The 25,053-nt window shown below is 64.3% G+C and carries 27 protein-coding genes; 15 read left to right on the top strand and 12 right to left on the bottom strand.

All coding sequences use genetic code 11. The features are described from left to right. Window positions 1-1,200 precede the first annotated feature (1,200 nt). Together VJ109_RS16650 and VJ109_RS16645 are read right to left on the bottom strand one after the other, a co-directional pair. Window positions 1,201-2,109 carry an NAD(P)H-binding protein gene (locus VJ109_RS16650; RefSeq protein ID WP_324760418.1) on the bottom strand — a complete coding sequence of 303 codons (909 nt, stop codon included), beginning with the start codon at window positions 2,107-2,109 and terminating at the stop codon, window positions 1,201-1,203. A gap of 129 nt (window positions 2,110-2,238) precedes the next feature. Beyond that, the gene (locus VJ109_RS16645) at window positions 2,239-3,132 is read right to left on the bottom strand and encodes a universal stress protein (protein WP_324760417.1); all 894 of its coding nucleotides are present in this window, start codon (window positions 3,130-3,132) and stop codon (window positions 2,239-2,241) included. A 331-nt stretch (window positions 3,133-3,463) separates the two neighbouring features. Between VJ109_RS16645 and VJ109_RS16640 the strand changes: the two genes are divergently transcribed. The 6 genes from VJ109_RS16640 to VJ109_RS16615 all read left to right on the top strand — a co-directional run bounded on the left by VJ109_RS16640 (window position 3,464) and on the right by VJ109_RS16615 (window position 9,628). Continuing rightward, the gene (locus VJ109_RS16640) at window positions 3,464-4,891 is read left to right on the top strand and encodes an ABC transporter substrate-binding protein (RefSeq protein WP_324760416.1); all 1,428 of its coding nucleotides are present in this window, start codon (window positions 3,464-3,466) and stop codon (window positions 4,889-4,891) included. Window positions 4,892-4,901: 10 nt separating this feature from the next. Then, window positions 4,902-5,795 (top strand): carbohydrate ABC transporter permease, encoded by an 894-nt coding sequence (locus VJ109_RS16635; protein ID WP_324760415.1) that lies wholly within the window; start codon window positions 4,902-4,904, stop codon window positions 5,793-5,795. Between the two features lie 2 nt (window positions 5,796-5,797). Then, entirely contained in the window at window positions 5,798-6,661 is an 864-nt protein-coding gene (locus VJ109_RS16630) for a carbohydrate ABC transporter permease (protein ID WP_324760414.1), read from the top strand. A 5-nt stretch (window positions 6,662-6,666) separates the two neighbouring features. Then, window positions 6,667-7,821: an ABC transporter ATP-binding protein gene (locus VJ109_RS16625; protein ID WP_324760412.1), complete on the top strand. Its 1,155-nt coding sequence runs from the start codon at window positions 6,667-6,669 to the stop codon at window positions 7,819-7,821. Between the two features lie 196 nt (window positions 7,822-8,017). Then, window positions 8,018-8,902 carry an aldo/keto reductase gene (locus VJ109_RS16620; protein WP_324760411.1) on the top strand — a complete coding sequence of 295 codons (885 nt, stop codon included), beginning with the start codon at window positions 8,018-8,020 and terminating at the stop codon, window positions 8,900-8,902. A gap of 3 nt (window positions 8,903-8,905) precedes the next feature. After that, window positions 8,906-9,628, top strand: a complete 723-nt coding sequence (locus tag VJ109_RS16615; RefSeq protein WP_324760410.1) for a class I SAM-dependent methyltransferase — start codon at window positions 8,906-8,908, stop codon at window positions 9,626-9,628. 26 nt (window positions 9,629-9,654) lie between these two features. Here the strand turns inward: VJ109_RS16615 and VJ109_RS16610 are convergent, their stop codons facing one another. After that, window positions 9,655-10,392 carry a DUF7260 family protein gene (locus tag VJ109_RS16610; RefSeq protein WP_324760408.1) on the bottom strand — a complete coding sequence of 246 codons (738 nt, stop codon included), beginning with the start codon at window positions 10,390-10,392 and terminating at the stop codon, window positions 9,655-9,657. A gap of 178 nt (window positions 10,393-10,570) precedes the next feature. On the opposite strand from VJ109_RS16610, the gene VJ109_RS16605 reads away from it, so the two are divergent. Further along, complete coding sequence (locus tag VJ109_RS16605; protein ID WP_324760855.1) at window positions 10,571-11,920, top strand: PQQ-dependent sugar dehydrogenase; 1,350 nt, start codon at window positions 10,571-10,573, stop codon at window positions 11,918-11,920. Here VJ109_RS16605 and VJ109_RS16600 read toward each other — a convergent pair whose 3' ends face one another. Next, window positions 11,921-13,249 (bottom strand): M20/M25/M40 family metallo-hydrolase, encoded by a 1,329-nt coding sequence (locus tag VJ109_RS16600; protein ID WP_324760854.1) that lies wholly within the window; start codon window positions 13,247-13,249, stop codon window positions 11,921-11,923. It abuts the gene before it with no gap. Window positions 13,250-13,472: 223 nt separating this feature from the next. Here VJ109_RS16600 and VJ109_RS16595 point away from each other — a divergent pair, with 223 nt between their 5' ends. From VJ109_RS16595 to VJ109_RS16585, 3 genes are read left to right on the top strand one after another with little or no spacing between them, the layout of a single operon-like run. After that, complete coding sequence (locus VJ109_RS16595; protein ID WP_324760853.1) at window positions 13,473-13,604, top strand: hypothetical protein; 132 nt, start codon at window positions 13,473-13,475, stop codon at window positions 13,602-13,604. An 11-nt stretch (window positions 13,605-13,615) separates the two neighbouring features. Continuing rightward, a complete protein-coding gene (locus VJ109_RS16590; RefSeq protein WP_324760852.1) occupies window positions 13,616-13,780 on the top strand; it encodes a hypothetical protein in 165 nt (54 codons plus the stop codon). Between the two features lie 52 nt (window positions 13,781-13,832). Further along, window positions 13,833-14,270: a DUF302 domain-containing protein gene (locus tag VJ109_RS16585; protein ID WP_324760851.1), complete on the top strand. Its 438-nt coding sequence runs from the start codon at window positions 13,833-13,835 to the stop codon at window positions 14,268-14,270. A gap of 1 nt (window position 14,271) precedes the next feature. Here VJ109_RS16585 and trxA read toward each other — a convergent pair whose 3' ends face one another. The 3 genes from trxA to VJ109_RS16570 form a co-directional block, all read right to left on the bottom strand. Next, complete coding sequence (gene trxA, locus VJ109_RS16580) at window positions 14,272-14,676, bottom strand: thioredoxin (RefSeq protein ID WP_324760850.1); 405 nt, start codon at window positions 14,674-14,676, stop codon at window positions 14,272-14,274. A gap of 185 nt (window positions 14,677-14,861) precedes the next feature. Beyond that, window positions 14,862-15,257 (bottom strand): helix-turn-helix domain-containing protein, encoded by a 396-nt coding sequence (locus VJ109_RS16575; protein ID WP_324760849.1) that lies wholly within the window; start codon window positions 15,255-15,257, stop codon window positions 14,862-14,864. Between the two features lie 153 nt (window positions 15,258-15,410). Further along, on the bottom strand, window positions 15,411-15,965 hold the full coding sequence (locus VJ109_RS16570) for a class I SAM-dependent methyltransferase (protein ID WP_324760848.1): 555 nt from the start codon (window positions 15,963-15,965) through the stop codon (window positions 15,411-15,413). 216 nt (window positions 15,966-16,181) lie between these two features. On the opposite strand from VJ109_RS16570, the gene VJ109_RS16565 reads away from it, so the two are divergent. Then, window positions 16,182-16,994, top strand: a complete 813-nt coding sequence (locus VJ109_RS16565) for a glycerophosphodiester phosphodiesterase (RefSeq protein WP_324760847.1) — start codon at window positions 16,182-16,184, stop codon at window positions 16,992-16,994. A gap of 51 nt (window positions 16,995-17,045) precedes the next feature. Beyond that, a complete protein-coding gene (locus VJ109_RS16560) occupies window positions 17,046-17,837 on the top strand; it encodes a DUF7537 family lipoprotein (protein ID WP_324760846.1) in 792 nt (263 codons plus the stop codon). Window positions 17,838-17,843: 6 nt separating this feature from the next. On the opposite strand, the gene VJ109_RS16555 is transcribed toward VJ109_RS16560, so the two are convergent. Beyond that, on the bottom strand, window positions 17,844-19,529 hold the full coding sequence (locus tag VJ109_RS16555; protein WP_324760845.1) for a sensor histidine kinase: 1,686 nt from the start codon (window positions 19,527-19,529) through the stop codon (window positions 17,844-17,846). Window positions 19,530-19,843: 314 nt separating this feature from the next. Between VJ109_RS16555 and VJ109_RS16550 the strand changes: the two genes are divergently transcribed. Beyond that, the gene (locus VJ109_RS16550) at window positions 19,844-20,269 is read left to right on the top strand and encodes a TRAM domain-containing protein (RefSeq protein ID WP_324760844.1); all 426 of its coding nucleotides are present in this window, start codon (window positions 19,844-19,846) and stop codon (window positions 20,267-20,269) included. 201 nt (window positions 20,270-20,470) lie between these two features. Here the strand turns inward: VJ109_RS16550 and VJ109_RS16545 are convergent, their stop codons facing one another. Beyond that, complete coding sequence (locus VJ109_RS16545) at window positions 20,471-20,740, bottom strand: hypothetical protein (RefSeq protein ID WP_324760843.1); 270 nt, start codon at window positions 20,738-20,740, stop codon at window positions 20,471-20,473. A 120-nt stretch (window positions 20,741-20,860) separates the two neighbouring features. Here VJ109_RS16545 and VJ109_RS16540 point away from each other — a divergent pair, with 120 nt between their 5' ends. Together VJ109_RS16540 and VJ109_RS16535 are read left to right on the top strand one after the other, a co-directional pair. After that, window positions 20,861-21,163: an amphi-Trp domain-containing protein gene (locus VJ109_RS16540; protein WP_324760842.1), complete on the top strand. Its 303-nt coding sequence runs from the start codon at window positions 20,861-20,863 to the stop codon at window positions 21,161-21,163. An 86-nt stretch (window positions 21,164-21,249) separates the two neighbouring features. Beyond that, complete coding sequence (locus VJ109_RS16535; RefSeq protein WP_324760841.1) at window positions 21,250-22,197, top strand: nucleoside hydrolase; 948 nt, start codon at window positions 21,250-21,252, stop codon at window positions 22,195-22,197. A 53-nt stretch (window positions 22,198-22,250) separates the two neighbouring features. On the opposite strand, the gene VJ109_RS16530 is transcribed toward VJ109_RS16535, so the two are convergent. The 3 genes from VJ109_RS16530 to VJ109_RS16520 are packed head-to-tail and all read right to left on the bottom strand — an operon-like array spanning window position 22,251 to window position 25,036. Beyond that, window positions 22,251-23,297: an ABC transporter ATP-binding protein gene (locus VJ109_RS16530; RefSeq protein WP_324760840.1), complete on the bottom strand. Its 1,047-nt coding sequence runs from the start codon at window positions 23,295-23,297 to the stop codon at window positions 22,251-22,253. Beyond that, window positions 23,294-24,094, bottom strand: a complete 801-nt coding sequence (locus tag VJ109_RS16525; RefSeq protein WP_324760839.1) for an ABC transporter permease subunit — start codon at window positions 24,092-24,094, stop codon at window positions 23,294-23,296. The genes VJ109_RS16530 and VJ109_RS16525 overlap by 4 nt, the downstream gene beginning before the upstream one ends. 3 nt (window positions 24,095-24,097) lie before the next feature. Next, window positions 24,098-25,036 carry an extracellular solute-binding protein gene (locus VJ109_RS16520; protein ID WP_324760838.1) on the bottom strand — a complete coding sequence of 313 codons (939 nt, stop codon included), beginning with the start codon at window positions 25,034-25,036 and terminating at the stop codon, window positions 24,098-24,100. Between the last annotated feature and the right edge of the window lie 17 nt (window positions 25,037-25,053).

Raw genomic sequence — 25,053 nt, 5'->3', positions numbered from 1 at the left:
TCCGAGAGACTCGCCTGTTCCCCGTCCCCCCCGTTCGACGCCGCACGGCCCTCGGTGTTGTCCTGGGCGTCGTCTGTATCCATGTCAGTTCCCAACAACGCTGGGCTTAAATAACTTCCCCACCCCTATCGATATGAAATACGGCTTCTCAGGAGTGACACGGTCATTTCAGACGAGTATGAGCGAGAGAGTCGGTCGATACGAGGGGTGGTCCGACGATGTGTGTGCTCGTGATGGAGAGGAACAGACACACCCCTCTATCGATGTGTTCGGGAGTAATGGAGGGGAGGGGGTCAAAACGTCGATCCAAACGGAGGAAACAATCGGAGTATATCTACGATACGTACCGGATAGCAGGCCTGAAAGAGCTGTTTCGAGTATTCTTTGGAATGGATCTAGACACCTAAACCGGCCGCTGAAGCGCTCTTTCTCCGGTCTTGTCTTGTTCGTTCTTCTTCTAGTCGCTTCTAGCTAGCTAGTTCTAGTAGGGAACCCACACACACCTCTATCGAAGTGTTCGATCTGTACTACCTCCATGGATCTCTACGGACAGACCACTAGACTCGTCCATCTTTCACTCTACCCTCTCAACTTTCCGAAATTGCCTTTTCGGCACTGCTACTGCCTGTAATCTGCACTTTCTTCACGGTCCTCGGTTCTGCCCGTCCCTTCCATCTGACTAGTCGGCCCGGACCGGTACCATCGTCCCACCCACATGATCGTCCCGAACACATCGATAGAGGGGTGTGTCTGTGCTGGCTGGCTCTCCATCGATGGACGGGCCATACCTCGACCGGACACCGTACTCACCAGTTTTACCGCTTGAACCAGTGGTTTCGATCTCTGGCCTCTTTGTCGAGTAGACGTTTTCGGACTTTCCAACGGCTTCGGATAGATCGTGAATCTCTGTCTGATTCGCTACGGCGACACATCGATAGAGGTGTGTGCCCCTCCCTCTGTCCCGGGAAAATACCCGCTGGAACACTTCGATAGAGGTGTGTCTGGTGGGTCTGGACGGACCCACTCGTATCCGAACACATCGATAGAGGTGTGTGGCGGTCGTCGTTGGCGGATAGCTTAACCAACAAACCTGGGTAATCCCGCAGGCTGTTGGTTAATTCCTTACTCCCGATCCACAACTTCCCGATGGCGTTTCACGGATCGTCCGCGACGCACTCAGGTCCGCCGAGCTACCACCGATCAGGCTTGGGGACGTTCCCGCCGCCGAGCGGTACCGTCTTCGAGTGACCGCCGCACAGCCTCCTCGAATGCGGTCAACTCGATGTCGACGTAGTCGGTGATGCTGTCGTCGGTGACCACGACCCTGTTCTTTAGTCCGTTGACGAGGGGTTTCGCGACACCGACGGGTACGTCGGTGACGAGACCCAGCCACCGTGCCGACAGACCTGGTGTCAGCACTGGGACCGGGAGGATGAGCGGTCGCCGGCCGACGTGGAGCTTCGCGGTCCGGACGAGGATGTCTTGGTAAGTCAATACTTCCGGACCACCGATTTCGAAGGTCCGGCCGGCTGTAGCCGGCGCTTCCAGCACTCCGACGAGATAGGCGATCACGTCGTCGATATAGATCGGTTGACAGTCCGTCCGGACCCAACTCGGCGTCACCATCACGGGCAATCGCTCGGTGAGTTGCCGGATCACGGTGAAGCTGGCCGACCCGTCGCCGATGACGATGGCAGCCCTGAGCGCCGTCAGTTCGGCCTCACCCTCACCGAGAAGCTGTTCGACCTCCCGTCTAGAGCGGAGGTGTTCCGAGAGATCCGCGTCGTCGTCACCCAGGCCACCGAGATAGATGATCCGGCCGATTCCTGCCGCGTCGACGGCCTCGACGAAGTTCCGGGCGGCCCGACGGTCGAGTTCGGAGAAGTCCCCGTCGGCACCCATCGAGTGGATCAGATAGTACGCCGCATCGGCGGGTGGCAGCGTGAGATTCGAATCGAGTACGTCCCCCTCACACACCTCGACCCCGGATGGCGGGTCGTACTCGCTGGGGTTCCGAACCATCGCGACCACCGTGTGACCGGCCGCCAGTAACGCAGGGACGAGATGGCCACCGACGAACCCGGTCGCTCCCGTCACGAGGACGCGCATATCCCTTGATTGGTACTGCCGATAGTTAATTCCGCCCCCGGAACGCAAGCACGGATTCGCGACGAGCGACACAATCACCCCGGATCAACTCCAAATACGGCCGAGACCCCCTCGAACGCACAAGCGCCGTTATTCTGCTGTGGTGTCCCGAGCGTTGACCGCGACCACCGGGGCCGATGCGTGTCTGATGACCCGTTCGGTCGTGCTCCCGAGCAGAAACCGGCTGAGACCGGTCTGGCCGGCCGTCCCCATCGTCAGTAGATCGATCCCGTTCTCCTCGGCGTAGTCGAGGATATCGCGTGCGGGATACCCCTCCAGGACCTCGGTCTCGACAGTACAGCCCGCCTCTCGGATTCGATCGGCCGCGGAGTCGACGGCCGACTGGCCGTTCTCGCGTAACGTCTGCAACAATCCAACAGGGATTGGCTGGTCAGGGCCGCTCGATACTGCACCGAGGTTGACGACGTTGATCACGTGGACGGTGGCGTCGAAAGCATTCGCTAGGGCGAGACAGTGATCGACGGTGGCTGTGGCCCGTTCGCTCCCGTCGGTGGGAAAGAGAATATCGTCGTAGCCGGAGACCGGGGCGTCGTCGTCCTGTGCCCGAGCAGTAAGGACGGGGACTGGCGACTGCCGGACCACGTCTTCTGTGACACTCCCCGCGACGAAGCGGCGGACACCCGTCCGGCCGTGGGTCCCCATACTCACGAGGTCGATATCGCGACTCTCGACAAAGTCGAGGATGGCATCCGAGGGCGACCCCTCCACGACGTGTCCCTGCACCGACTCGGCCGCTGTGAGTGCCTCGATCGCGTCGATCGATTCCCGCCCTCTCTCGCGCAGTTGCTCGACGTAGTCGTCAGTGACACCACCGGCGTTGATCGGCCCGGCCGCGGCGTCCACGTCGACGACGGTGAGAACGTGAACAGTCGCATCAAAAGCGTTTGCGAGTGCGAGCGCGTGTGCTGCCGCGCGGAGCGCGTGATCGCTGCCGTCCGTCGGAACGAGGATGGTATCGTACATAGCTGGAATCACTGGCGGGCGGCCTCGAACCCCCTCCATGGCCGTAATCGACGGTTCGACGGGACCTGTGTTAAGCGTTCGTGGTCGGAAACCGATCCGACGGACGACTGCCCCATACCGAGAGAGCGCCGACCGGGACGTGCGTTCGACGGGCTACACGACCGACGCTGCTCACCCTCGCTCCTAATCGACGATAACACTCCAGTGACGGATATATACTCTCAATAGTGGTTTTTCGGGAACAATAGCGAAAAAACTCGACATACTACTCGATACTGCTATATGTAACTCATAGTATGGTTAATGGGTCCATGGTTGCCGGGTGTAGTTGATGGCACGCACTACGAAGTCCGGAGATGGCGTATCGAGACGACAGTTCGTTACCGGCGCCGGCGCGGTCGGCGTTACCGCACTTGCCGGCTGTACCGGCGGAAGCGGCGAATCGAGTGACGGTGGGAGTGGCGGTTCGAGCGACGGCGGGAGCACCGGCGGGAGCGGCGGTAGTTCGTCGAACACGATCGAGTTCTGGCACATCTTCGGCGACGAACTCGGGTCGACGCTGGAAGATATGGCCGGTGAGTTCTCCCAGCAAACCGACGGGGTGACTATCGAGGCGGTCAACAACGGCGGGTACCGGCAGAACCTCAACCAGGCGCTCCAGGCCTCGCGAGCGGGTGACCCGCCCGGGATCATCCAGATATTCGAGATCGGGACCCGGCTGGCGCTGGACAGCGGTGCGTTCACGCCCATCGGCGAGATCCTCCCCCAGGACCAGATGAACCTCGACGACTTCCTCCCCTCGGTCCTGAACTACTACCGGATCGACGGGACCCTCAACTCGATGCCGTTTAACTCCTCGAACACGATCATGCTGTACAACAAAACCGCCTTCGAGGAGGCCGGTCTCGATCCCGAGTCCCCGCCACGATCGCTGGCGGAGGTCCGTACCGCGGCCGAGACCATCGTCGATCAGACGGAGATGGAGCAGGGGATCACCTGGCCCAACCACACGTGGATGCAGGTCGAACAGCAGTTCGCCAAACAGGACCAGACCCTCGTCAACAACCAGAACGGCCGTTCTGGCCGTCCCAACGCGACGAACTTCGACAGCGAAGCGGGCCGGAACGTCTACAACTGGTGGAAGGAGATGGCCGACGCAGGGCTGTATCTGAACCCGGGCATCGAGGCCTGGGGCGAAGCGCGTCAGGCGTTCCTCACCGGGAAAGTCCCGATGCTGTGGGACTCGACCTCGAACATGGTCTCGATGAAATCCGGCGCACAGGAGAACGGCTTCGAACTCGGGTCGGCGTATCTCCCGACCCCAGACGGCGACAACACCGGCGTCGTCATCGGCGGGGGGTCGCTGTGGGTCCCGGACGCCCTCTCCGACGAGAAGAAGGACGCCGCTGGGGAGTTCGTCGCCCACCTGACTGGGACCGAGCAACAGGCTCGCTGGCACCGCAACAGCGGCTACTTCCCCGTCCGACAGAGCGCGATCGACCAACTGACCGACGACGGCTGGTTCGAGGAGAACCCCAACTTCCGGACCGCGTTCGACCAGCTCCAGGACACACAGGACACCCCCGCGACGCGAGGGGCCGTGATGGGCGTGTTCCCCGAAGCGCGAACGATCAACGAGGAGCTCTCTGTCAGCATCATCAACGGCGAGGTCGGGGTCCAGGAAGGCCTCTCGGAGATGGACACGCAGGTCGAAGAGGCACTCAGCGGCTACAGCGGAAACTACGACGGCAGCGAATAACCACGGGAGCATGTCGACCCAAACGAAACCGTACGATTCCATCCCGCAGGCTGCCGTTCTCCTCCTCCCGACAGCGGTGGTGCTGGTCGCGTTCCTCTACTATCCGGGCCTGGAGACGTTCCGGCTGAGCCTGTACGAGACACTGTTTCTGGGCCAACAGACCAGCTGGGTCGGCCTCGGGAACTTCGCCGAACTGGCGACATCGTCGGCCTACCACAACAGTTTCCTGATCACGGTCCTGTTCGCGGCGATCGTCGTCGTCGGGACCCTCTCGCTGTCGCTCGTGATCAGCTACATGCTCTTTCACGTCGAGGTCGGTTCCTCGACGTATCTCGTCGCGGCCATCTGGCCGTACGCGCTCCCCCCGGCCGTGGCGGCAATCCTGCTGAACTTCCTCCTCCATCCGAACCTCGGCATCTTCACCCACTATCTCGAACTGCTGACCCCGTTCACGCTCGATTGGTTCAACAGCGGCCCCCAGGCGTTCGGGGTCGTCGCGGTCGTCGCCATCTGGAAGCAGTTGGGCTACAACATCATCTTCCTCGTGGCGGCACTGAACAACGTCCCGGAGAGCTTACGCGAGACAGCACGGATCGACGGGGTCGGACACCTCCGACTGCTGTACAAGGTGTATATCCCGCTCGTTTCGCCGACGCTCGTCTTCCTCGCCGTGATGAACACGATCTACTCCTTCTTCTCGACGTTCCCGCTCGTGGATCTGATGACCAGCGGCGGACCAAGCGACGCGACGAACTTCCTCATCTTCAAGCTCTACCGTGACGCCTTCGAGTTCAGCAGTCTGGGCCTGGCGTCGGCCGAATCAGTCGTGTTGTTCGTCCTCGTGGCGGTCCTGATGTACGGACAGATCAGACTCTCGGACGAGTACGCACAGTACGGGGTGTGACAATGGGAACGAAAACACAACAGACGACAGTTGCCGACGCGGTCGAGACACGGCTCCCGGAGAACCTCGCGATGCACGCCGGACTCGTCGGGGCCATCGCCTTGATGTCGGCCCCCCTCGTGCTCGCGCTCGTGATGAGCACCCAGACCACCACCGAGGTGTATCAGGTGACGAACCTCGGCATCGGCAGTCAGGGACTCAGCAACTACCAGACGGCGCTCACGGAGTACGGGTTCGCGAACTACATGCTCAACTCGCTCGTGATGAGCGTCGTCATCGTGGTCGGCAAGGTCACCCTGTCACTGCTTGCCGCCCTGGCGCTCGTCTACTACGACTTCCCCTTCCAGCGAGGGGTGTTCATGTTCGTCTTGCTGACGCTGTTGCTTCCCGTCCCGGTCCGGATCGTCCCGCTGTTCCAGTTGATGGCGGACCTGGGATGGACGAACACCCTGCTGGCGCTGACCGGCCCCTACATCGCCAGTGCGACCGCGGTCTTCCTGTTCCGACAGCATTTCATGTCGATCCCCTCGTCGCTGGTCGAGGCGGCACGCCTCGACGGGGTCGGACCGCTGACGTTCTTAGTCAAAGTGTTGATCCCGATGTCCCGGGGAATGATCGCCGGCGTCGCCGTCATCACGTTCATCTACGCCTGGAACCAGTTCCTCTGGCCGCTGGTCGCGGTCACGGACAAGAGTAGCCAGGTCGTCCAGGTCGGGATTCGGTACATCCAGGGATCGGCTCAGGCCGGACTCACGCGGTGGGGGCTGATCATGGCCGGCGCGGTGTTGGCACTCCTGCCGCCGCTGCTCGTCCTGATCGCACTCCATCGGCCGCTCCTCGAAACGTTCGCTATCCAGCAGAAGTGAGAGTCATGAGCACGATCGAACTACAGAACCTACAGAAACGATACGACGACGTTCGCGCGGTGAAAGGCATCGATCTGACGGTCCGTGACGGCGAGTTTCTCGTCGTCGTCGGTCCCTCCGGCTGTGGGAAGTCAACCACGCTGCGGACGATCGCCGGCCTCGAATCGGCGACGGACGGGGAGATACTGCTCGGCGGCGAGGTAGTCACCGACCGACCGCCCAAGGACCGGAGCGTCGCGATGGTGTTCCAGAACTACGCGCTGTACCCACACATGTCCGCGGCCCAGAACATGCGCTTCGGGATGAAATCGGTCGGCGACTACTCGGACGAACAGATCGAGCGCCGGGTCGAGGATGCCGCCGAGACGCTCGACATCGAGGACCTACTGGACCGGAAACCCGAGGCGCTGTCCGGCGGCGAGCGCCAGCGCGTGGCGATCGGTCGTGCGCTCGTCCGTGAACCCGACGTGTTCCTGCTGGACGAACCCCTCTCGAACCTCGACGCGAAGCTCCGGGTCCAGATGCGGGCCGAACTCCTGAAACTCCACCGCGATCTGGACGCCACGACAGTGTACGTCACCCACGACCAAACCGAGGCGATGACACTCGGCGACCGCGTCGCGGTGTTGAACGAGGGGCGGTTACAGCAGGTCGCAGCCCCACAGGAACTCTACGACTATCCGGCCAACCGGTTCGTCGCGGAGTTCGTCGGCGAGCCGGCGATGAACGTATTCACGACCGGTCTTCGACACCACGACGAGCGAGCGGTCGTCGACCACGACGGGTTCACGGTCACGCTTCCCACGGCGGACCGCAGTCCGGCGACTGACGACGAGGTCGCCTTCGGCGTCCGTCCCGAGGACATCTCTCTGGCAGCGAACTGTTCGCCCGGCTCGGAGACGTTTACGGCGACCGTCACGGTTCGGGAACCACTCGGGGAGTTGCTGTTGTTACACTGTGATGTCGGCGGCGACGAACTCCGGGCCAAGGTCGAACCCCGGAGCGAGATCTACCCCGGCGACACCGTCGAACTCGAGTTCGACGACGACCGGCTCCACCTGTTCGACATCGAGTCGGGGGAAGCGGTGTATCACTCGGCACCACAACCGGCGGGAACCGGCGCGGAACCCAGCGACGCCGTTCCGACGCAGTCCCGGTAAAGTCCCAGCGACCGACCGTTTTCCGGCGGACCCCGTCCGCGTAACCCTCTCGGAAAATCCTTCTGTCTATACGGTATAGCTATATCATATAACTATTTTATTATGCCCGTTTGCCGTCGCTGGTGGTAACCCGACCGGGGACGGACCCGTAGCGGTCACGACCAACTGTTATGCCTCCGGACCCGTATGATTCGGTATGGAGACGAGACCACTCGGCGACACCGGACAGGACAGCAGCGTCATGACCTTCGGTGCGATCGCGCTCAGCTTGCTGGAACAGGAGGGCGCCAACCAGATGGTGGAACTGGTGTTAGACCACGGCGTCAACCACTTCGACGTAGCGCCCAGCTACGGCGACGCGGAACTGAAACTCGGCCCCAAACTCCGCCAGCACCGCGAGGAAATCTTCCTGGGCTGTAAGACACAGGAGCGGGGCTACGAGGGCGCGAAACGGAAACTGGACCGTTCGCTGGACCGGCTCGGCGTCGACCACATCGACCTCTATCAGGTCCACGGGCTGGAGTACGACTCGGAACTCGACGAGATCACGGGCGAGGACGGTGCGCTGCGGGCGTTTCGGGAGGCCAAGGAGGCCGGAAAGATCGGCCATATCGGACTCACGAGCCACGGCAACCCCGGGCTGATTCGCGACGCGATCGATCGCATCGACGATCTGGAGACGCTGATGTTCCCGCTGAACCCGGTGGTCGTCGGAAAAGACGACGCCGAACACGACTACGCCGGGGTTTTACAGGCCGCCGAGGAGGCCGGGATCGGGACGCTCGGGATCAAAGCGTTCGCGAAGGGTCGGTGGCCGTCGACCGACGACCTCCCCGAGACCGACCGGCCGTACGCGAACTGGTACGAGCCGGTCGACTCCCCCGAAGAGATCTCCGAACGGTTCGACTTCGCCGCCTCTCGGGGCCTGACGAGCGTCGTCAGCCCCGGCGACCCGAAACTGGTCGCGATGGTCCTCCAGGCCGCCAGTCGGTACGACGGCATGGACGAGGCCGCCCAGCGCTCGCTCGTCGAACGGCTCCGCCACGACGAGAGCCCGGTGCCGGAACAACTCCATCACTGAGGGATGGACGTTCCCGAGACGGTCCGGGCGGCGCTGGCGGATGTCTCCGTCGAGGGCACGACGTGTCTGGAAGCCGGCGCCGGCGTCGGAAACACGACGGCTGGCCTGCTCGATGCCGGTGCACGGCGGGTGTACGCGGTGACGAAAGACCGGGACCACGCCCGGACAGTCCGTGAGCGGGTCGGCCGCGACGACGGCCGACTCCACGTCCTTCAGGCGGACCTCAGATCCCTCCCCGTCGATGCCGAGACGGTCGACGTGACCACGGCTCACGGACTCTGTAACGTCCTCCCGCCGGCCGCTCTCGACGCTGTCGTCACGGAGCTATCCCGCGTCGCTACCCCGGGCTGTCGGCTCGTGGTCGACGACTACGACCCGCCGCCGGCGGACTCGGGCGTCAGCACACTGTTCGGGCTGGAGAACGCGGCTGCGAACGCCACTACCGGGACGCCGGCACTCTCGTTTTACCCGTCCGGGGCGCTCCGGCGCTGGTTCGAAGGTGCCGGCTGGGAGTTCCAGCGCGAGCGGACGCTGCTCGACCCAGTCCCGTGGACACACTCACATCTGTCGGCACACACGGCGGTGATCGAGGAGTTGGCGGCCGAAGACGGGTCGGCGCACCTCCGATCGATCCGCGACAGGGCGCGATCCCTCGTCGAGGGGATCGAACAGGAATCGGTCGGTCGGATGTACAGCCTCGCGTTTACGTGTCCGGACGCGGGCTGAGTTGGGCACCGCCACCAGCTACCGTCTCACTCGACAACGACGGCGTCGTGCAACCGGGCGACAGCAGTCAGGACCGGGAACGTCCAGGGTTGGTCGGCATAGAGGTGGACACAGAGCGAGCGGCCGTCGATCGGTGACGGGGAGATCCGTCCGTGGACGACCGACTGGCGGTCCCGGATGATCTCGTCGAGTCGAGCTTCGAACTCCGCCTTGTACCAGTCCTGGATGAGCACGTCGTCGAGTCCCTCGACGATCTCTTTGATCGCACTGTCCGCTGTCGCGAGCGCGGTGGCTTCCTCGGCGAGTACGTCCGCGTACGCAGTCCGGTCGTCGATCGCACGGTCGATTGCGGTCAGCAGCGCGGAGCGTTGCTGGGGAGTGATCGTGTTCGTGGGCGAGTCGACGACCGCTGCGGCGGGATCTCCGAGTTCGGCGAGCATGTGTTCCGACAGCGACTCGTCGTAGACCGCCTCGTAGTGTGGAACACCCATCACAGTCGATTCGAAGGTCTCACACAGTCGCTCGACTTGGTCTGGCTGACTGTCGAGACTGACGACGGACCGCTGACGGTTCGACGGCGACGCTGTGACGGGACGGAGGTCGGCCACTGCCGTCCTGAACGCTTCGAAGGCCGACCGCTCGGCCGCGATCTCCTCGCGTTCCCGGGCGACTCTCGCCTGTGCGTCCGATATAGGCTCTCTAACGTGGTGTCTGAAGACCCTGAGATACTGTCGTGGGCCGTCAGGGAGGGTAGTTTCGGCCATGTCTATGTTATGGATTACCATGTAACTAAAATGTTTGTTTTACATATCTCCCTATCTCGGAATATTCCGAGAATATCTAAAATAATGGATAGTATAAATAACTGAAACAATCTCGATGCGGTGTCGATCCACGGCCGTCGTCCTCATGGTATTTCAACGTGCGAATCCAACGTTCCCTATGACCGACGACCGTACCCGACGCCGATACCTGGCCGCGCTGGCTGGCGTGGCGACGGTCGGTATTGCGGGGTGTACGACCGATTCCGGCGGCGAGACTCCGACGGGGACACAGACCGACCCCGATACCGGAACGGGACAGACGGCGACGACGCCGACAGAGCTACCCGACGCCGTGGGCCTCGACCCGTTGACAACAGCGCTCTCGGCACCGCTGGATGTCGTCTTCCCGCCGGACATCGACGCTCGGTATATCGCCCAACAGGAGGGTGTCGTCGCCAGACACGGCCCCGACGGCCTCGCGTCGACGCCGTTTCTGGACCTTCGGGACGCCGTCACCACCGGCGGGGAGAAGGGGGTGCTCGGACTGGCGCTTCATCCCGAATTCGAACAGAACCGTCGGTTCTACGTCCGCTACAGCGCCCCGGGCCGTCCGGGGCTCCCGTCGGGATACAGCCACACGTTCGTCCTCAGCGAGTTCCGCGCGACCGACGACGGGACGCGGGCCAGACGCGATTCCGAACGGACCCTCCTGGAGATCCACCAGCCACAGAGTAACCACAACGCCGGTTCGATCGCGTTCGGCCCCGGTGGATACCTCTACGTCGGCGTCGGCGACGGCGGAGCGGGCGGTGACCAGGGGCGTGGTCACGTCGAGGACTGGTACGACGGCGTCGGCGGGGGCAACGGCCAGGACGTCACGGAGAACCTGCTGGGAAGCATCCTCAGGATCGACGTGGACAACCGCGACGACGGGCAGGCGTATGCGATCCCCGAAGACAACCCGCTTGTCGGTCGGTCGGGACTCGACGAACAGTACGCCTGGGGACTCCGCAATCCGTGGCGGTTCTCCTTCGATGGCTCGGATCTCTTCGTCGGTGATGTCGGGCAGGGTCGCTTCGAGGAGGTCGACCTCGTCGAGCGGGGCGGCAACTACGGCTGGAACGTTCGCGAGGGGACCCACTGTTACCAGGCCTCGGAGTGTCCCAATCAGACGCCAGATTCGGTCCGTGGCGGCGAACCCCTCCGGGACCCGATCGTCGAGTACCCACACGAGGGCGCGCCCGTCAGCGGCATCTCCGTCATCGGCGGCCACGTCTATCGGGGCGACGCGCTCCCGAGCCTCGACGGGCGGTACGTCTTCGGCGACTACGTCGCGCAGGGGCGTCTGTTCGTGGCGAGCCGACCCGCTGCGGGACAGCAGTGGCCGACGACGACCCTCCCGGTAAGGGAGGAAGATACCGGAAAGCTCGCCCAGGTTCGATCGTTCGGGCGTGACGCGGACGGCGAACTCTACGTGGTGACAAACGGGGAGTCCGAGGCCGGGCTCCACCGGATCGTTCCGGCCTGATCAGTCGTCGTACGGCCAGTCGCCGGTCAGCCGCATCCCCGTGGCCTTCCCTTCGGTCTCCAGGCGTCGGGCGACTTCCTTGGGGTCCCGGTGGCTCGGCTCGAACCCCTCACTGGCGAAGGCGACGGCCAGTTCAGTCAGAACGACTGCCTGTTCGCGCAGCGTCCGCACGTCCAGTTTCTCCAGGGTGTCGGCGTGGGTGTGTGCCCAGCCCCGCCCGGCGTCGGCGGTCTCGCTCATGACGTGACAGCCGGGCACTCCCCACTGGACGAACGGCCAGTGGTCGCTGTGTGGCCCCTGCTGGGGCGTCGTCGCGGTGGCGTGGTCGAGGCGATCGGACACCTCGTCGACGGCTTCCTCGATGGCCGCGAAGTCGTGGGTGTGGAACTCCAGGGTCCGCTCGCGCACGACGCCGTCGAAGTTGAGGACGGCGCCGACGGCATCCAGGTCCCGCGTCGCTGCCAGCCGCTCGGAGCCGACCAGTCCGACTTCCTCGGCCCCGAAGGCGACGAACTCGACGCGTCGGTCCAGTTCGCTCTCGCGGGCGGCCAGCGCGCGGGCGACCTCCACCAGCATCGCCGTCCCGGCGCCGTTGTCCAGCGCGCCCTCGGCGATGTCGTGTGCGTCGACGTGGCTCGTCACCAGCACCGTCCCCTCGGTCTCCGGGCCGAGTTCGGCGTGGACGTTCCAGCTCGTGGCCGCCGGCGTCTCACAGTCGACGCTGACGGCGATCGGCTCGCCGTCGTACCGACGGGAGAGGCGAGCGCCGGTCTCGCGGGCGACGCCGACCGCCGGAATCGCACCGAGCGGGTCGGTCTGGGTCCCGACGCTCCCCGTTGGCGGAACCATCCCCTCGACGTGGTTGCGGTAGACGAACCCGGCTGCGCCGGCGTCGACGGCGCGGTAGTACTTCTCCCGGCGGTGGATGAACCGGTCGTACCAGTCGGGCACGTCCGAGCGGACCATGACGATCTTGCCCGCACAGTCAGTCTGTTCGAACTCCTCCGGCAGCCCGTAGCCGAGGTCGATCAGTTCCCCGCTGGCGTCCCCGGCCGGCGACCGGGGCAGGGCGATGATCTCGTGGTCGGCCGTCGCGACCGGCTCGCCCCCCGCCGAGATCGCGCTGTCGTCCCGCTCCCAGCCCTGGATGTCGAACGGTTCCAATCGGGCGCGGTCAGCGTACTCGGCCAGCACGTCCCGGGTCGCTTCGGCGGCCGCCCGTTCGCCGTCGCTGCCGGCTATCCGGTTCCCGATGTCGACGAGGCGCTCCAAGTGCGACCAGCCCACGTCGCTCGTGATCGTCTCGCCGATCCAGGCGGTGTCCGTCATGGACCCACGTGCGTTCCCGGTCGGTTTGAAACCACTGGACAGGACACTCCTTTCATTCGTCGGGGCGACGACTCTCACCATGATCTGTCCCGACGATACTCCCGATGCGCGGGAACGACGATACCGGGCGACGTTTCCGACACACGAGCGCTCATACCTCTCGACTGGCTCGTTGACGGTCCCGACCACAGGTTACAGGGGGCCAAGCCACCACTGGTTCGGTATGACCGACGCATCTGGCCCCGAGGAACCCGGTGGACTCCCGCGCTACCTGAAGGTCATCATCGCCGTCGCGGCTCTCGTCATCCTGTTCGTCCTCGTGATCGACCTCCTGACGTTCGCGAGCGCCCTGTAACCGTTCGACGGATGACCACCTATCGCATCGTCGAGACCGGAACGCACCTGAATGGACTCGAACTGGACCTGCACCTGTTGTTCGGCACCTGGACCGTCCGCGACCGGGACGGCGAGACGTGGTACGTCCGGACCAGGGAGGGCGACGAACTGACCGTTACGCCAGTACCAGACTGAGCGTTCCCGACCGAAGCAGCTTTGTGACATACGCCCAAATCCGGAACTAGCGATGCTCCCAATCGATCCGACGACTATCGACCCGGCAGATATCGGCGAGAAGCGGACGACACTGGAGATGGATCACGAGGAAGCCGTCGAACACGTCCGCGAGACGTTCGCGGACGCGGGATTCGGGTTCCCGGCCGAGTTCTCCCCGTCGGAGCTCCTTAACGAGAAAGTCGACGCCGACCGTGCCCCCTACTACGTCCTGGGAGCGTGTAACCCGGCGGTCGCCGACCGAGCCCTGGACGCCTCGGACAACCGGATCGGCGGGCTCTTCCCCTGTAACGTCGTCGTCTGGCAGGAGGAACCCGGTCTCCAGACGGTCTATCACGTCAGCATCATGCGCCTCGCCCGGTTGACCGGGATGGCTCCGGACGACGACGAGATGGCCGACATCATCGACCAGACCGGCGAACTCGTCGAGGAAGCGTACGAGAACCTCTAAATCAGGAGCTGTACTGCTCGATCTTGGCGACGAGTTCGTCCTTCTGCTGGACCCCGACAAGTTGCTCGACCGACTCGCCGCCGGCGAACAGGACCAGTGTCGGAACCCCTCGGACGCCGTACTCGCCGGCGAGTTGCTGGTTCGCGTCGACGTCGATCTTCGCGACCGCCGCCGGAGTCTCCGCTGCGATCTCCTCGACGATCGGCGCGATCATCTGACACGGGCCACACCAGTCGGCGTAGAAATCAGCTAACACGATTTCGTAGCGCTCGACGGCCTCGGAGAGATCCGCGCTCGAACCGATCTGGATCGGATCGGTAGGGCTGTGCGTTCCGGTATCACCGTTGGACTGCAGGTTCTCGATCTTCTGTTCCCTGAGTTCTTCGATGGAGTCGTTGTCGCTCATCGTCGGAGCTAGATGCTACACACGCTTAACTGTTTTGCGATATTTGTACAATACACACTACTGGAACGCGTCCGGACACCGTTTTGTACCGACCTCACTGGACTGTCGAGGACGCCCTCACGCGACGCGTCGACGGTCGAAGAAAGCTGGCCTGTTCACGGGGCTAGCACTCGTTGGGGTGGGTACTATTCTGTGGGGACAGACTCTGGCTGGTCGTATTTCTCGCGGAACTCCCGGATCAGTTGACCCATCTTCGCGTACCAGTCGTTGAGCATCCGCTGCATGTCCTCGGCCATCTCGTCGGGGTCGGTCGGATGGTAGACGTGGTAGTAGCCGCCGTGGTCGTAGTTGACCTGCTCTTTCTGGATGAACCCGGCGTCGAGCAGTCGTTGGACGGATCGATAGGCGGTCGAGTGGTCCCGGTCGACTGCTTCCGCGATCTCCTCGACAGTCATCGAACCACCTGCAGCCGTGATATGCCCGAAGACTTTCCGGTCTAACTGCTTCAGTCCGTGGAAACACTCCAACAACCCTTCACAGTCCATATCCTGCTGGAGATACTCACTCATCGAATCTGGCATGTGTAACTGATCGTACTTCTCTGGCGAGTATAAGTGTGTGGATTTTCTGCATTACTGCCCTCTCATCGTCGACGGGAGTCGTTCGGCCCGTCTCTGACGGTGTGGGCTCCTGGACCGAGTCCTGCGTGGCTATCAGCGACAGCGCGGGCCGACTCAACTGGTCGCGACGACGACGAAGGTGTCGGGCCGTTCCACGCTGTGGTCGACGGTAAAGCCCGCAGCCTGGAATTTTTCGACTGCCGCCGCTGCGTCGTAGCGCTCGTCCAGGGGCGGTCCCGGCTCACCGGTCCCCTTCGCCGTCCAGTCGACCGTGACGACACGGCCGCCGTCAGCCGTCACACGGGTGAGTTCCCGCAGACTCTCCGGGGTCGCGAACTCGTGGAAGGTCATCGTCGAGAACGCGGCGTCGAGTTCCCCGTCGGCGAACGGGAGCGAGGCGATGTCGCTAGTCACCGGGTCGACGTTCTCCGGCATCCCCTTCGATCGATAGTAGTCGTGCATCTCCGACTGGACATCGACCGCGTAGACGCTCCCGACGAACGGAGCGACCTCGTCCGTGTAGAACCCGGTTCCGCTCCCCAGGTCCGCGACGACTGCCTCCCGGTCGACTGCCATGTGACCCAGCAGTTCGTCCCGCGAACAGTACCGGAACCGCGCGAGGTCTTCGAGGTCGCCGGCCCGCTCCGCGTCGAACGTGTGAAACCCCATTAGTCGGACGCTCCTACCGTGAAGACGGCGTTTTCGTCTGTCCGGCCGTCGGCAGCAGCGACGCCTGCGTATGCTGTCATCGTACGTCCCTAGCGGTGCCAGAGGGCTAAGAAGATTCAGGTAGCGGTTGGTCGAGCCGACGGCCGACCGGCCCGCTTCCGTCCCGGCAGTCGGTACCCATTCCTATCCCGACCGCGTTGGCTGGCGTACAGACAGATGGACGACGATTCCGCTCCCCGCGTGATCGCTCACCGTGGCTTCGCCGGCACTGCCCCCGAAAACACCGTCCCGGCCGTCGAGTACGCTTGCCGGCACGACGAGACCGACATGGTCGAGGTCGACGTGGTCCCCACGGCCGACGGGACGGTCGTCTGCTTTCACGACTCCCATCTCCACGAGACCGACGAGAGCCGGGGGATCACCGACGCCGAGGGGACGATCTGGGAGACGGCAACCGAGACGGTGCTGGACGCACGCGTCCTCGGGACAGACGCGACAGTTCCGACTCTCGATGCCGTCCTCGACGTGCTCCCCGACGGCGTCGGTATCAACGTCGAACTGAAACACCCCACCGGCCCGGTCGCCCCGATCACCGACGCGCTCGCGCTGGCCGAGCCACAGCGCGCACGCGAGCGGTGGCAGCCGTTCGTCGCCGACGTGCTGGCCGTACTCGACGGCTTCGACGGCCGGGTGCTGCTCTCCTCGTTCTACGAGGGCGCGCTCGCGGCGGCCGACGCTGCCGGGAGCGGACACCCCCTCGCCGTCATCACCGCCGAATCCCTCGCTGACGGGCTGACGACGGCGGATCGCTACGATGCGACGGCGATCCATCCACCCTGGCAACTCGTCACCGAGGCCGATGTCGTCACCGACATCCACGACCGCGACATGGGGGTCAACGTCTGGACCGTCGACACCTGGCACCGTGGCGCGACCCTCGCCGACGCCGGCGTGGACGGGCTGATCGCCGACTACCCGGGCCTGACTGCCTGGGTCAGCGGGACAGCAGGCTCCGTCGACAGTCGGTAGCTCCGGGACGGAACTGTTCCCTTTTTCACCGTCGACCGACGACCGGTGGGTATGGGACGTTCGCGACTCGGCGTCTGTCTGCTGCTCTTGGTCGTCCTGGCTGGCTGTAACGCCCTCGGTGGGCCAGGCGGAGGGACTCCCACGGACGCGAACACGACGGTCTCGGGACCGAACGCCGTTCCCGGCGTCACCGACGGACAGCTCACCGACTCGCAGGCCCTGCTCGATGCACACGCCCAGTCGATGCTCGCCACCGGGTTCGAGAACGACTACCGGGCGAACCGATCGACCGTCCGGAACGGACAGGTCGTCACGATCGTCGGCCGACAGCGGACCCTCGTCGAGGCGAACAAGACCGAATACCGGTATCGGGTGACGTCCGGAGCCGGGACGCCGACCTCTCAGTTCGACACCTGGGGGAACCAGAGCATGCAAGTCCTGCGCGGACAGGTGGGCGATACCGTCCGGTACTCCACCGGCGCACCGGCGACCGCCACCGATCTCACTGGAACCGGCGCACTGCGTGCGTATCTTACCGCGTCGTCTTTCGAGGTCGTCGATAGCCTGTCCAGTGACGGCCGATATCTGGTAACGCTGGAAGCGACCTCGACGAACGCTTCCGCCGTGCTCCCGGCCAACGGTACCGACCTCCGGAACTACGAGGCCCGGATGGTCGTCGACGCCAGCGGCCGAATCCTGGTCTTCGAAGCCTCCGGGAACTACACTGTCACGTCGGGATCGGCCAGCGAACCGGGTGTCGTCGATATCACCTACGAGGTCGTCAGCCTCGGGGATCGCGATCTCGAACGGCCCGACTGGGTCGCTACTGCACTTGCCGAGTGACTGGTCTCATTCGGGCGGAAGCGTTATGATGAACGTGTTCCCCTCGTCGTAGCGATACTCGATGCCACCGTTCAGGGTGGTGACACACCAGTTGACGATCCACAACCCGATCCCTTGCCCGTGTTGTAACGGGCTCTCGGTACCCGTCCGGAGGACGGCGGTTTCGCTCTCCGAAATCCGTGTATTGGTATCACGAACTTCGATGGCTATCGGTCTGTCCGCTCGATCGACGGTCTTCATCCGTAACTGGACTGTGGGATCGGCCGGGGACGCATGCTTCAGTGCGTTCTCGGCCAAGTTCGCGAGTGCGAGTTCGAGGATGGACGGTCGCGTGCACAGTGTCGGATCAGAAACCGAAATATCCGTCTCGATCGTCGCGTCGGGAAACTGTTCCAGGAGATCCTGTCGTAACCGTGCAAACATCGATTCGACATCGATCTGTTCCACGTGGACGACCTCGTCTTGCATCCGGTCGATTTCGCGCACCTTCTCGCCGATAGCCAACAGGCGATCGCCAGCGCGGGAGATCGTTGCGGCTTGCTCTTGTAACTCCGAATCTGTGAGGGACCGTTCCAACGACTCCGCGAACCCCTGTATGACGGTCATCTCGTTCCGGAGGTTGTGTCTGAGGACACGGTTGAGCACCGACAGTTGCTGTTTGCGCTGGCGTTCCTCACGGACGTCGTAGAGGACGATCATCCCCCCGACGGGGTCCCCGCTCGGGTCCGTCAACGGCGTGTAGGAGACAGCGAATATCCCCCCATCGGGGCCGCCGATCTCCACCTCGCCCGTCTCCCGGAGTGTCGACAGCCCGTCGCCGACGAGGGACGACAGCGGGACCAGCCCGTCCGCCGTTTGCGCTCGTTCGAACAGCTTCTGAGCACGTTCGTTGAATTTCACGACGTTCTCGCCCGTATCGAGGACCATCACCGGCTCCGTGAGCTTGTCGAGCCCCGTCTGTTCGGCCACGCGCTGTGTCGCCGGATTCGTCTCGAACATGTGGGTGCCCACGAAGGCATACCCATCGAGGGCGACGTGAATGAGCATCAGCGGTCCGGTGAGGTGGAGTTCCGGCACCGGTCCGAGATCGAAGAGCCACAGCAACACACCGACGCTCGGTGGGAGCGTACTCAGGGTGACTGCCGTCGCCTCACGTCGGTACAACGGCCCGTAGCTGAGTATCGCCCCGATGAGCAGCAACGAACCGACGGCCGCAGTCCCGACGCTGAACAGGAGCGCGAACACGCCCCACGTTTCGATAGTGTACTGAGCCGTTGCCAACCCGAAGACCGGTGTCAGGCGGAAGTCGGTCCACACTAACCCGTGGGCCGAGTTGGTCGCTGCCAACAGTATCGTCGAGATCGGTACGGCAGCGACCACCCCGAAAAGCGGACTCCGGATGAGGTCGGTTCGACCGGTGTAATCCAGGCCGAAGGCGAGGAAGAACGGACCCATGAAACAGACGCTGACGAACGAAACCGCCTCGGCTGCACCCCGAAGCTGCGGGTCGAACACGAGCAGTGAGACTCCATAGGTGATACAGAATACGGTCACTGCCGCGATATTACCCATGAACCACGACGCACCCGGGCTCCCCCGCTTGTGATAGAGATACTGGAGCAGGTACGCCGCGCCGAAGCCGGCTGTGATTGAAGCGGTAATCACTCCGACTCCGATCGGTCCGACGCTCATTACCGGGAGAACACCTGTCCCGGACACAGTGTCATACTGGCGAGAGCTGACCAATTAAACCACTGCTCTTCCGCCGACGCCGCTCGTATTCGGCTCCCGTTATACTGTGGTCCGGACTGGATACCTGCAGCCGACAGCAGCCCACTCCCCCCTCGCATATCTTTCGAGGAACGTTTCGAGCCTCTTTATTTTGTTCCCCTGATCCACGTACCGGCTATCTCCCACTACCGTATTGCGTGGTGGGGGGAGGATCACCCAGTCGACGGGAGGACCAGACTACTAGCGATTATTTACCAGGAGCCACAGTGTGTGGTATGGTCGAGATTCCCGAACGACTCACGTCGCTGTTCAGTGGGACCGTCGAAGCGGAGAACGATCGGTTCGTCATCGAAGTTCCGAAAGACGAGATCGAGTTCGACGCGGTCGAAGCCGGTCAGACCTATCGTATCGGCGTCCTCCCACACCACGGTGAGGGCTCGTCAGACACCGAATCCAGTCCCGAGACGACCGAACTGGCCGCGATCGACCGCGAACCGGGTCCGCCGTCGCCGCCGGTCGACGAAGGTGAAGTCCGAACGGTAACCATCGAGTCTATCGGTGACCAGGGTGACGGCATCGCCAAGGTCGAGCGGGGCTACGTCGTCATCGTCCCCGAGACCAAACCCGGTGAGGAACCGACTGTCGAGATCGAACGCGTGACACAGAACGTCGCCTTCGCCGCTGTCGTCGAGGCCGAGTGAACGGCTGGAGCGAGCTAATACATCCAAAGAGGACCGGTCGGGACGTGGTCTCGAACACGTCCAGCGACCGAACAGATGGTGGTCGGAGTCAGGGCCCCGGCGGGATGCTGAGGGAGGGATGGGGGAGTCCGTAGCGGGAACCGGGACCCACCCGAAGATGTGGCCAGGTCCAAAATAAGTTTTCTGGAGCGCAGGGGCGGCCTACGCTTCGAGCGACTCGGCGATCGCTTCGAGTTCACCTTTCCGGAACGGCCGGTCGGTCCCGTCGCTGTCGTCAGTAGCACCGATCGCCGAGAGGATTCCGGCCCGCATCTCCGGCTTCGGTGGCAGCGACTCGGTGTCGATCTCGTACCCGACTGCGTCACAGAGGGCCGCGAGATCCTCTTTGGTGAACGACGCCGAGATCTCTCGCTCGAACCGGCCCGTCGCCTCCCTGATCTCGTTTCGCAGTTCGTCGACTGTCTTTGCCATACGATACCTCGTTGGCCGCGGATCCCTGTAGGTTCTGGGTGCCCACCCCGGGACCCGGTTCGTTTAATGTCCCACGCTACTCAGCACAGACCGACCCGCAGCAACCACGGTGAGACCACTATGTCAGACACAGAGACAGAGTCCGACGACGAACCGGACCGAACGGTGATCAGAACGGGCCGCGAGTTCGAACAGGAGTACCGGCTGGACGCCGACGAGGCCGGTCGGTTCCTGATCGAACTCGGCGAACAACTCCGGGACGGCGACGAGGTCCTCATCACGGACGAGGAGTGGGAACTCCCCTTTGCATTCGGCGAACCCGTCGAACTGGAGGTCGACTTCGACGGTGTCGGCGAGCCGGAACTGGAGATCGAACTGGAACTCCCGGGTCGATCCGACGAGACGGCGCCGTCCGTCGAGTGAGACAGCCACGAGGACTCCCCACCATTCGGCGCTCACGGTAGCCCGGACGCCGCCGCAGTTTAGTCCGTGGCGGCGAGATACCGTACATGTCATCTCCACTCCTCATCGACGCCGATCCGGGGTGTGACGACGCCGTCGCGCTCTGTCTGGCGGCGTTCGATCCGGCCATCGAACTCCGAGCGGTTACGACGACCCACGGGAACAGCACGGTAGAGAACACCACGCGAAACGCCCGTGCGATCATGGAACTGTTCGACTCGGGGGGCGTTCCAGTCGTTGCGGGCGCGGCGCATCCGCTGCTCGTCGCCCGATCGACTGCCGAGCATATCCACGGTTCCGGTGGCATCCGCGGGGACCTCCCGGCGGTGTCCGGATCACCTGCCACAGTCGAGACACACGCCGCACAGTTCATCGTCGAGCAGGCGCGGGCACACGAGGGCGACCTCTCGATCGCTGCGGTCGGCCCGCTGACGAATATCGCGCTCGCAGTGGCCATCGAACCCGCGCTCCCGGAGTTGCTCGACGAACTCGTCGTCATGGGCGGGACGGTCGCGGCCCACGGGAACGTGACGCCGCTCGCGGAGGCGAACTTCCACTCGGACCCACACGCCGCTCGGAAGGTGATCGAGGAGTGTGCGCCGACCGTGGTCGGACTGGACGCGACCCTCCAGGCTACACTCTCGCCGGCGTGGATCGAGTCAATCGACCGCGGGACGCGCCGCGGGCGACTGCTCGCCGAGTGGCTGACCTACTACGACGAGGAGGCACTCGCCCGCTACGACCTCGAATCGGCGCCGATCCACGACGCCGCGGTCGTCGCTCATTTCCTCGACGACCAGTTGCTGACGATCAGGGACTGTCATATGGACGTGGGGACCAACTCCTCGATCGAACACGGTGCGCTGGCGTGTGATCTCCACGGAATCTCCGACGAGGCGGCAAACGGGCGCGTGGCGCTCGACGCCGACACCGACAGGTTCCGGGACCGTCTCACCGACACGCTGTCGGAGTTTTTGAACCAAGCGCCGTCCTGACCGGAGCCGTCGGGTTGCTGTCTCAGCATCCTGTTGAGGGGCCGGCATCGCTGTCACCGATCGTCGAGGACGTGGATCGACTCGGGTGGCAGCGAGACATCGACCTCGGTGCCGGTGTCGATGGCCAACCGATCGAAGACGGGCGGGCGGACGGTCACAGTGAGCGTGAGCGCCCCGCTCTCGACGTCGACCCGATAGGCGGTCCCTTCGTTCAGCCAGCGGCTGACGGTCCCGGTGAGCACGTTCTCCTCGCCGGATTCGCCGTTCCCCGCTGGCTCGTCGAGGACGACTCGCGAGGGATGGAGACAGACCGTAACCGCTCCCTCGGGGAGGTCCCTCGTGGCTGTCCGGAGTGTGTGGTCGCCGATCCGGACGGTGGCGCCGTCACCGGCCGCGTCAGTCACGTGCCCCTCGAAGACGTTCTCGTTGCCGGTAAAACGGGCGACGAACCGGTTCGCCGGCCGATCCAACAGCTCCGTCGGCGCGCCGACCTGTTCGAGGCCGCCGTCCCGGAGGATTGCGAGTCGGTCCCCCAAAGCGGTTGCCGTCCGCTGGTCGTGGGTGACGTAGACGACGGGGATATCCAGCCCCTCGAACAGTCGGTGGAGGTGGTTCCGGAGGCGTCGCCGGATCGGGGCGTCGAGGCTCGACAGCGGCTCGTCGAGCAACAACACGTCGGGGTCGGCCGCCAGCGTCCGCGCGAGCGCGACGCGCTGGCGTTCACCGCCGGAGATGGCGTCGGGCTGCCGGTCGAGTACGCCCTGCAGTTCGAGTAGCGCCGCCAGTTCGTCGAGTCGGTCGGCCCCGGCACCCGCGTACGCGATGTTCTCGCGGGCGGTCATATGCGGGAACAGCGCCCCGTCCTGGAACACCATCCCGACCTGCCGGCCCTCCAGCGGGACTCCGTCCAGCACTCGGCCGCCGAGGGTGATCGAGCCTTCGTCCGGATCGGTGATCCCGGTGATCAGCGAGAGCAGTGTCGTCTTCCCGCTCCCGGAGGGGCCAAGCAGCGCGAGGACCTCCCGGCCGACCGTGAGATCGATCGGGCCGAACTCGAACCCGCCGTAGGACTTCGAGAGCCCGGTGAGTTCCAGTGTCATCGCCAGGGGTTGGCCGCGACGGTGTTGAGGACGACGAGGGCGGCGATCGCGACGACGACCAGGAGGATCGCGACCGGATACGCCGCGTCGAGCCCGGTGGAGACGAACGAGACCCAGATCTCGACCGGCAGCGTCCGCGGGTAGTACGCGACCATCATCGTCGCCCCGAACTCGCCGATCGACCGCGCGAACGCGAGTGTCACCCCGGCGGCGATCCCGGGACCGGCAAGCGGCAGCGTGACGTTCCGAGCGGTAGTCCACCGGCTCTTCCCCAGCGAACGCGAGGCGTGTTCCAGCGTCCGGTCGACGCTCTCGAAGGCCGCCTTGGCGGTCACCACGACGAACGGCGAGGCCACGAACGTCTGTGCGAGGACGACCCCGGCCAGCGAGCGTGTGAGCGGGACCCCGGCCGCTGCGGCCGTCCGGCCGACGAGGGTCTCCGGCCCGACGACAGTGAGCAACACGACCCCACCGACCGTCGGCGGGACCACGAGCGGGAGGACGACGACCGCGAGTACGAGCGGTTGCAACGGCGTCGACGCCCGGGCCAACCAGTACGCCAGCGGCAGGCCACAGGCAGTCGCGAGAACGGTCGTGATCGACGCCGACAGCAGCGACGTGGCCGCCGCGCGCTGGACGGCTGGGTCGGCCAGTCGCCCGGCAACCGCGCCCGGTGACGCCGAGAGGAACAGGGACGCGAGCGGGACGAGGTAGTACAGGACCAACAGCCCGCCCAGGACGAGCGCGACCGACAGCCAGTCACGCGAGCGAACGGCGCTGTACACCTGTGTCGACATCGCTCAGTCCTCCGTTGTTGTCGTCGAGACGGTCCCCGGAACGTCACCATCGAAGCGGGGGAACCGGTCGCCGAGGACGAAGCCCGTATCGTCGAGGTACGCCCCGGTCGTCAACCGCTCGAACACCGACCGAACCGACTCGGCGTCGGTCCGGATCGTCGCCCCGTATTCGATCGGTCCGCCCTCGACACGCTGGCCGCTCGGTAGTTCGTAGGCGGTCGTCGAGTACCACTCGTCGGCGTACCTGCGGTCGCTGAGGTCGATCCGGTTCGGGAGGGAAACGTAGTCGTAGCCGCGTTCGACGGCCATGTTCCGGTAGGCGAACGCCGCGTCGATGCTTCCGGTCTCGAACTGGCTGAGAAGCCCCGTCTCCGGGTACCGCTGTTCGCGCGTCGGAACCACCGCTCGGAGGTCCGGCGCGTCGTCGTAGTAGCGGCTAGCCAGTTCCAGCACGAACAGCGTGCGATAACCGAGCGGGTCCTGGTCCGGGTCGGTCCGGCCGAGACTGACGGCATCGTCGACCAGGGGAACGTACCACCGCTCTGCCCCCGCTTCCTCCATCCGCTGGCCGCCGCTGGTGTCGGGATTGTACGCGAGGACTACGGCGTTGCTCGCGAAGGCCGAGTACCACGGCGGGGAAAGCGGCGCGTCGAACAGTGCGGTATCGGCGACGGCGACGATATCGGGGTCGCGCTGGCCCTCGTCGATCAGTCGGGCGACGGTCGCCGAGCCGTGTGACTCGATCCGGAGCGGCACGTCGACCGTGGGTTTCAGTCCGTTCTCCAGCGCGTACTGGAGGCTCCCGGCGGAGAGAATCGAAACCGGGTTTGGGGACTGCGCACTGGAGAGACAGCCCCCGAGCACGCCGGCGACCCCGATCCCGGCCGTCCGGAGGAGCTGTCGCCGTGAGTGTCTCCGAACTCGCCCCCGTTGTTTCCCCATAGACACATCCCCGTTAT

Source organism: Haloarcula montana (assembly GCF_035666295.1).
In the GTDB taxonomy this organism is placed as follows: Archaea; Halobacteriota; Halobacteria; order Halobacteriales; family Haloarculaceae; genus Haloarcula; species Haloarcula montana.
The sequence above is the reverse complement of the archived record's forward strand: the minus strand, read 5'-3'. Positions and strand labels throughout refer to the sequence as shown.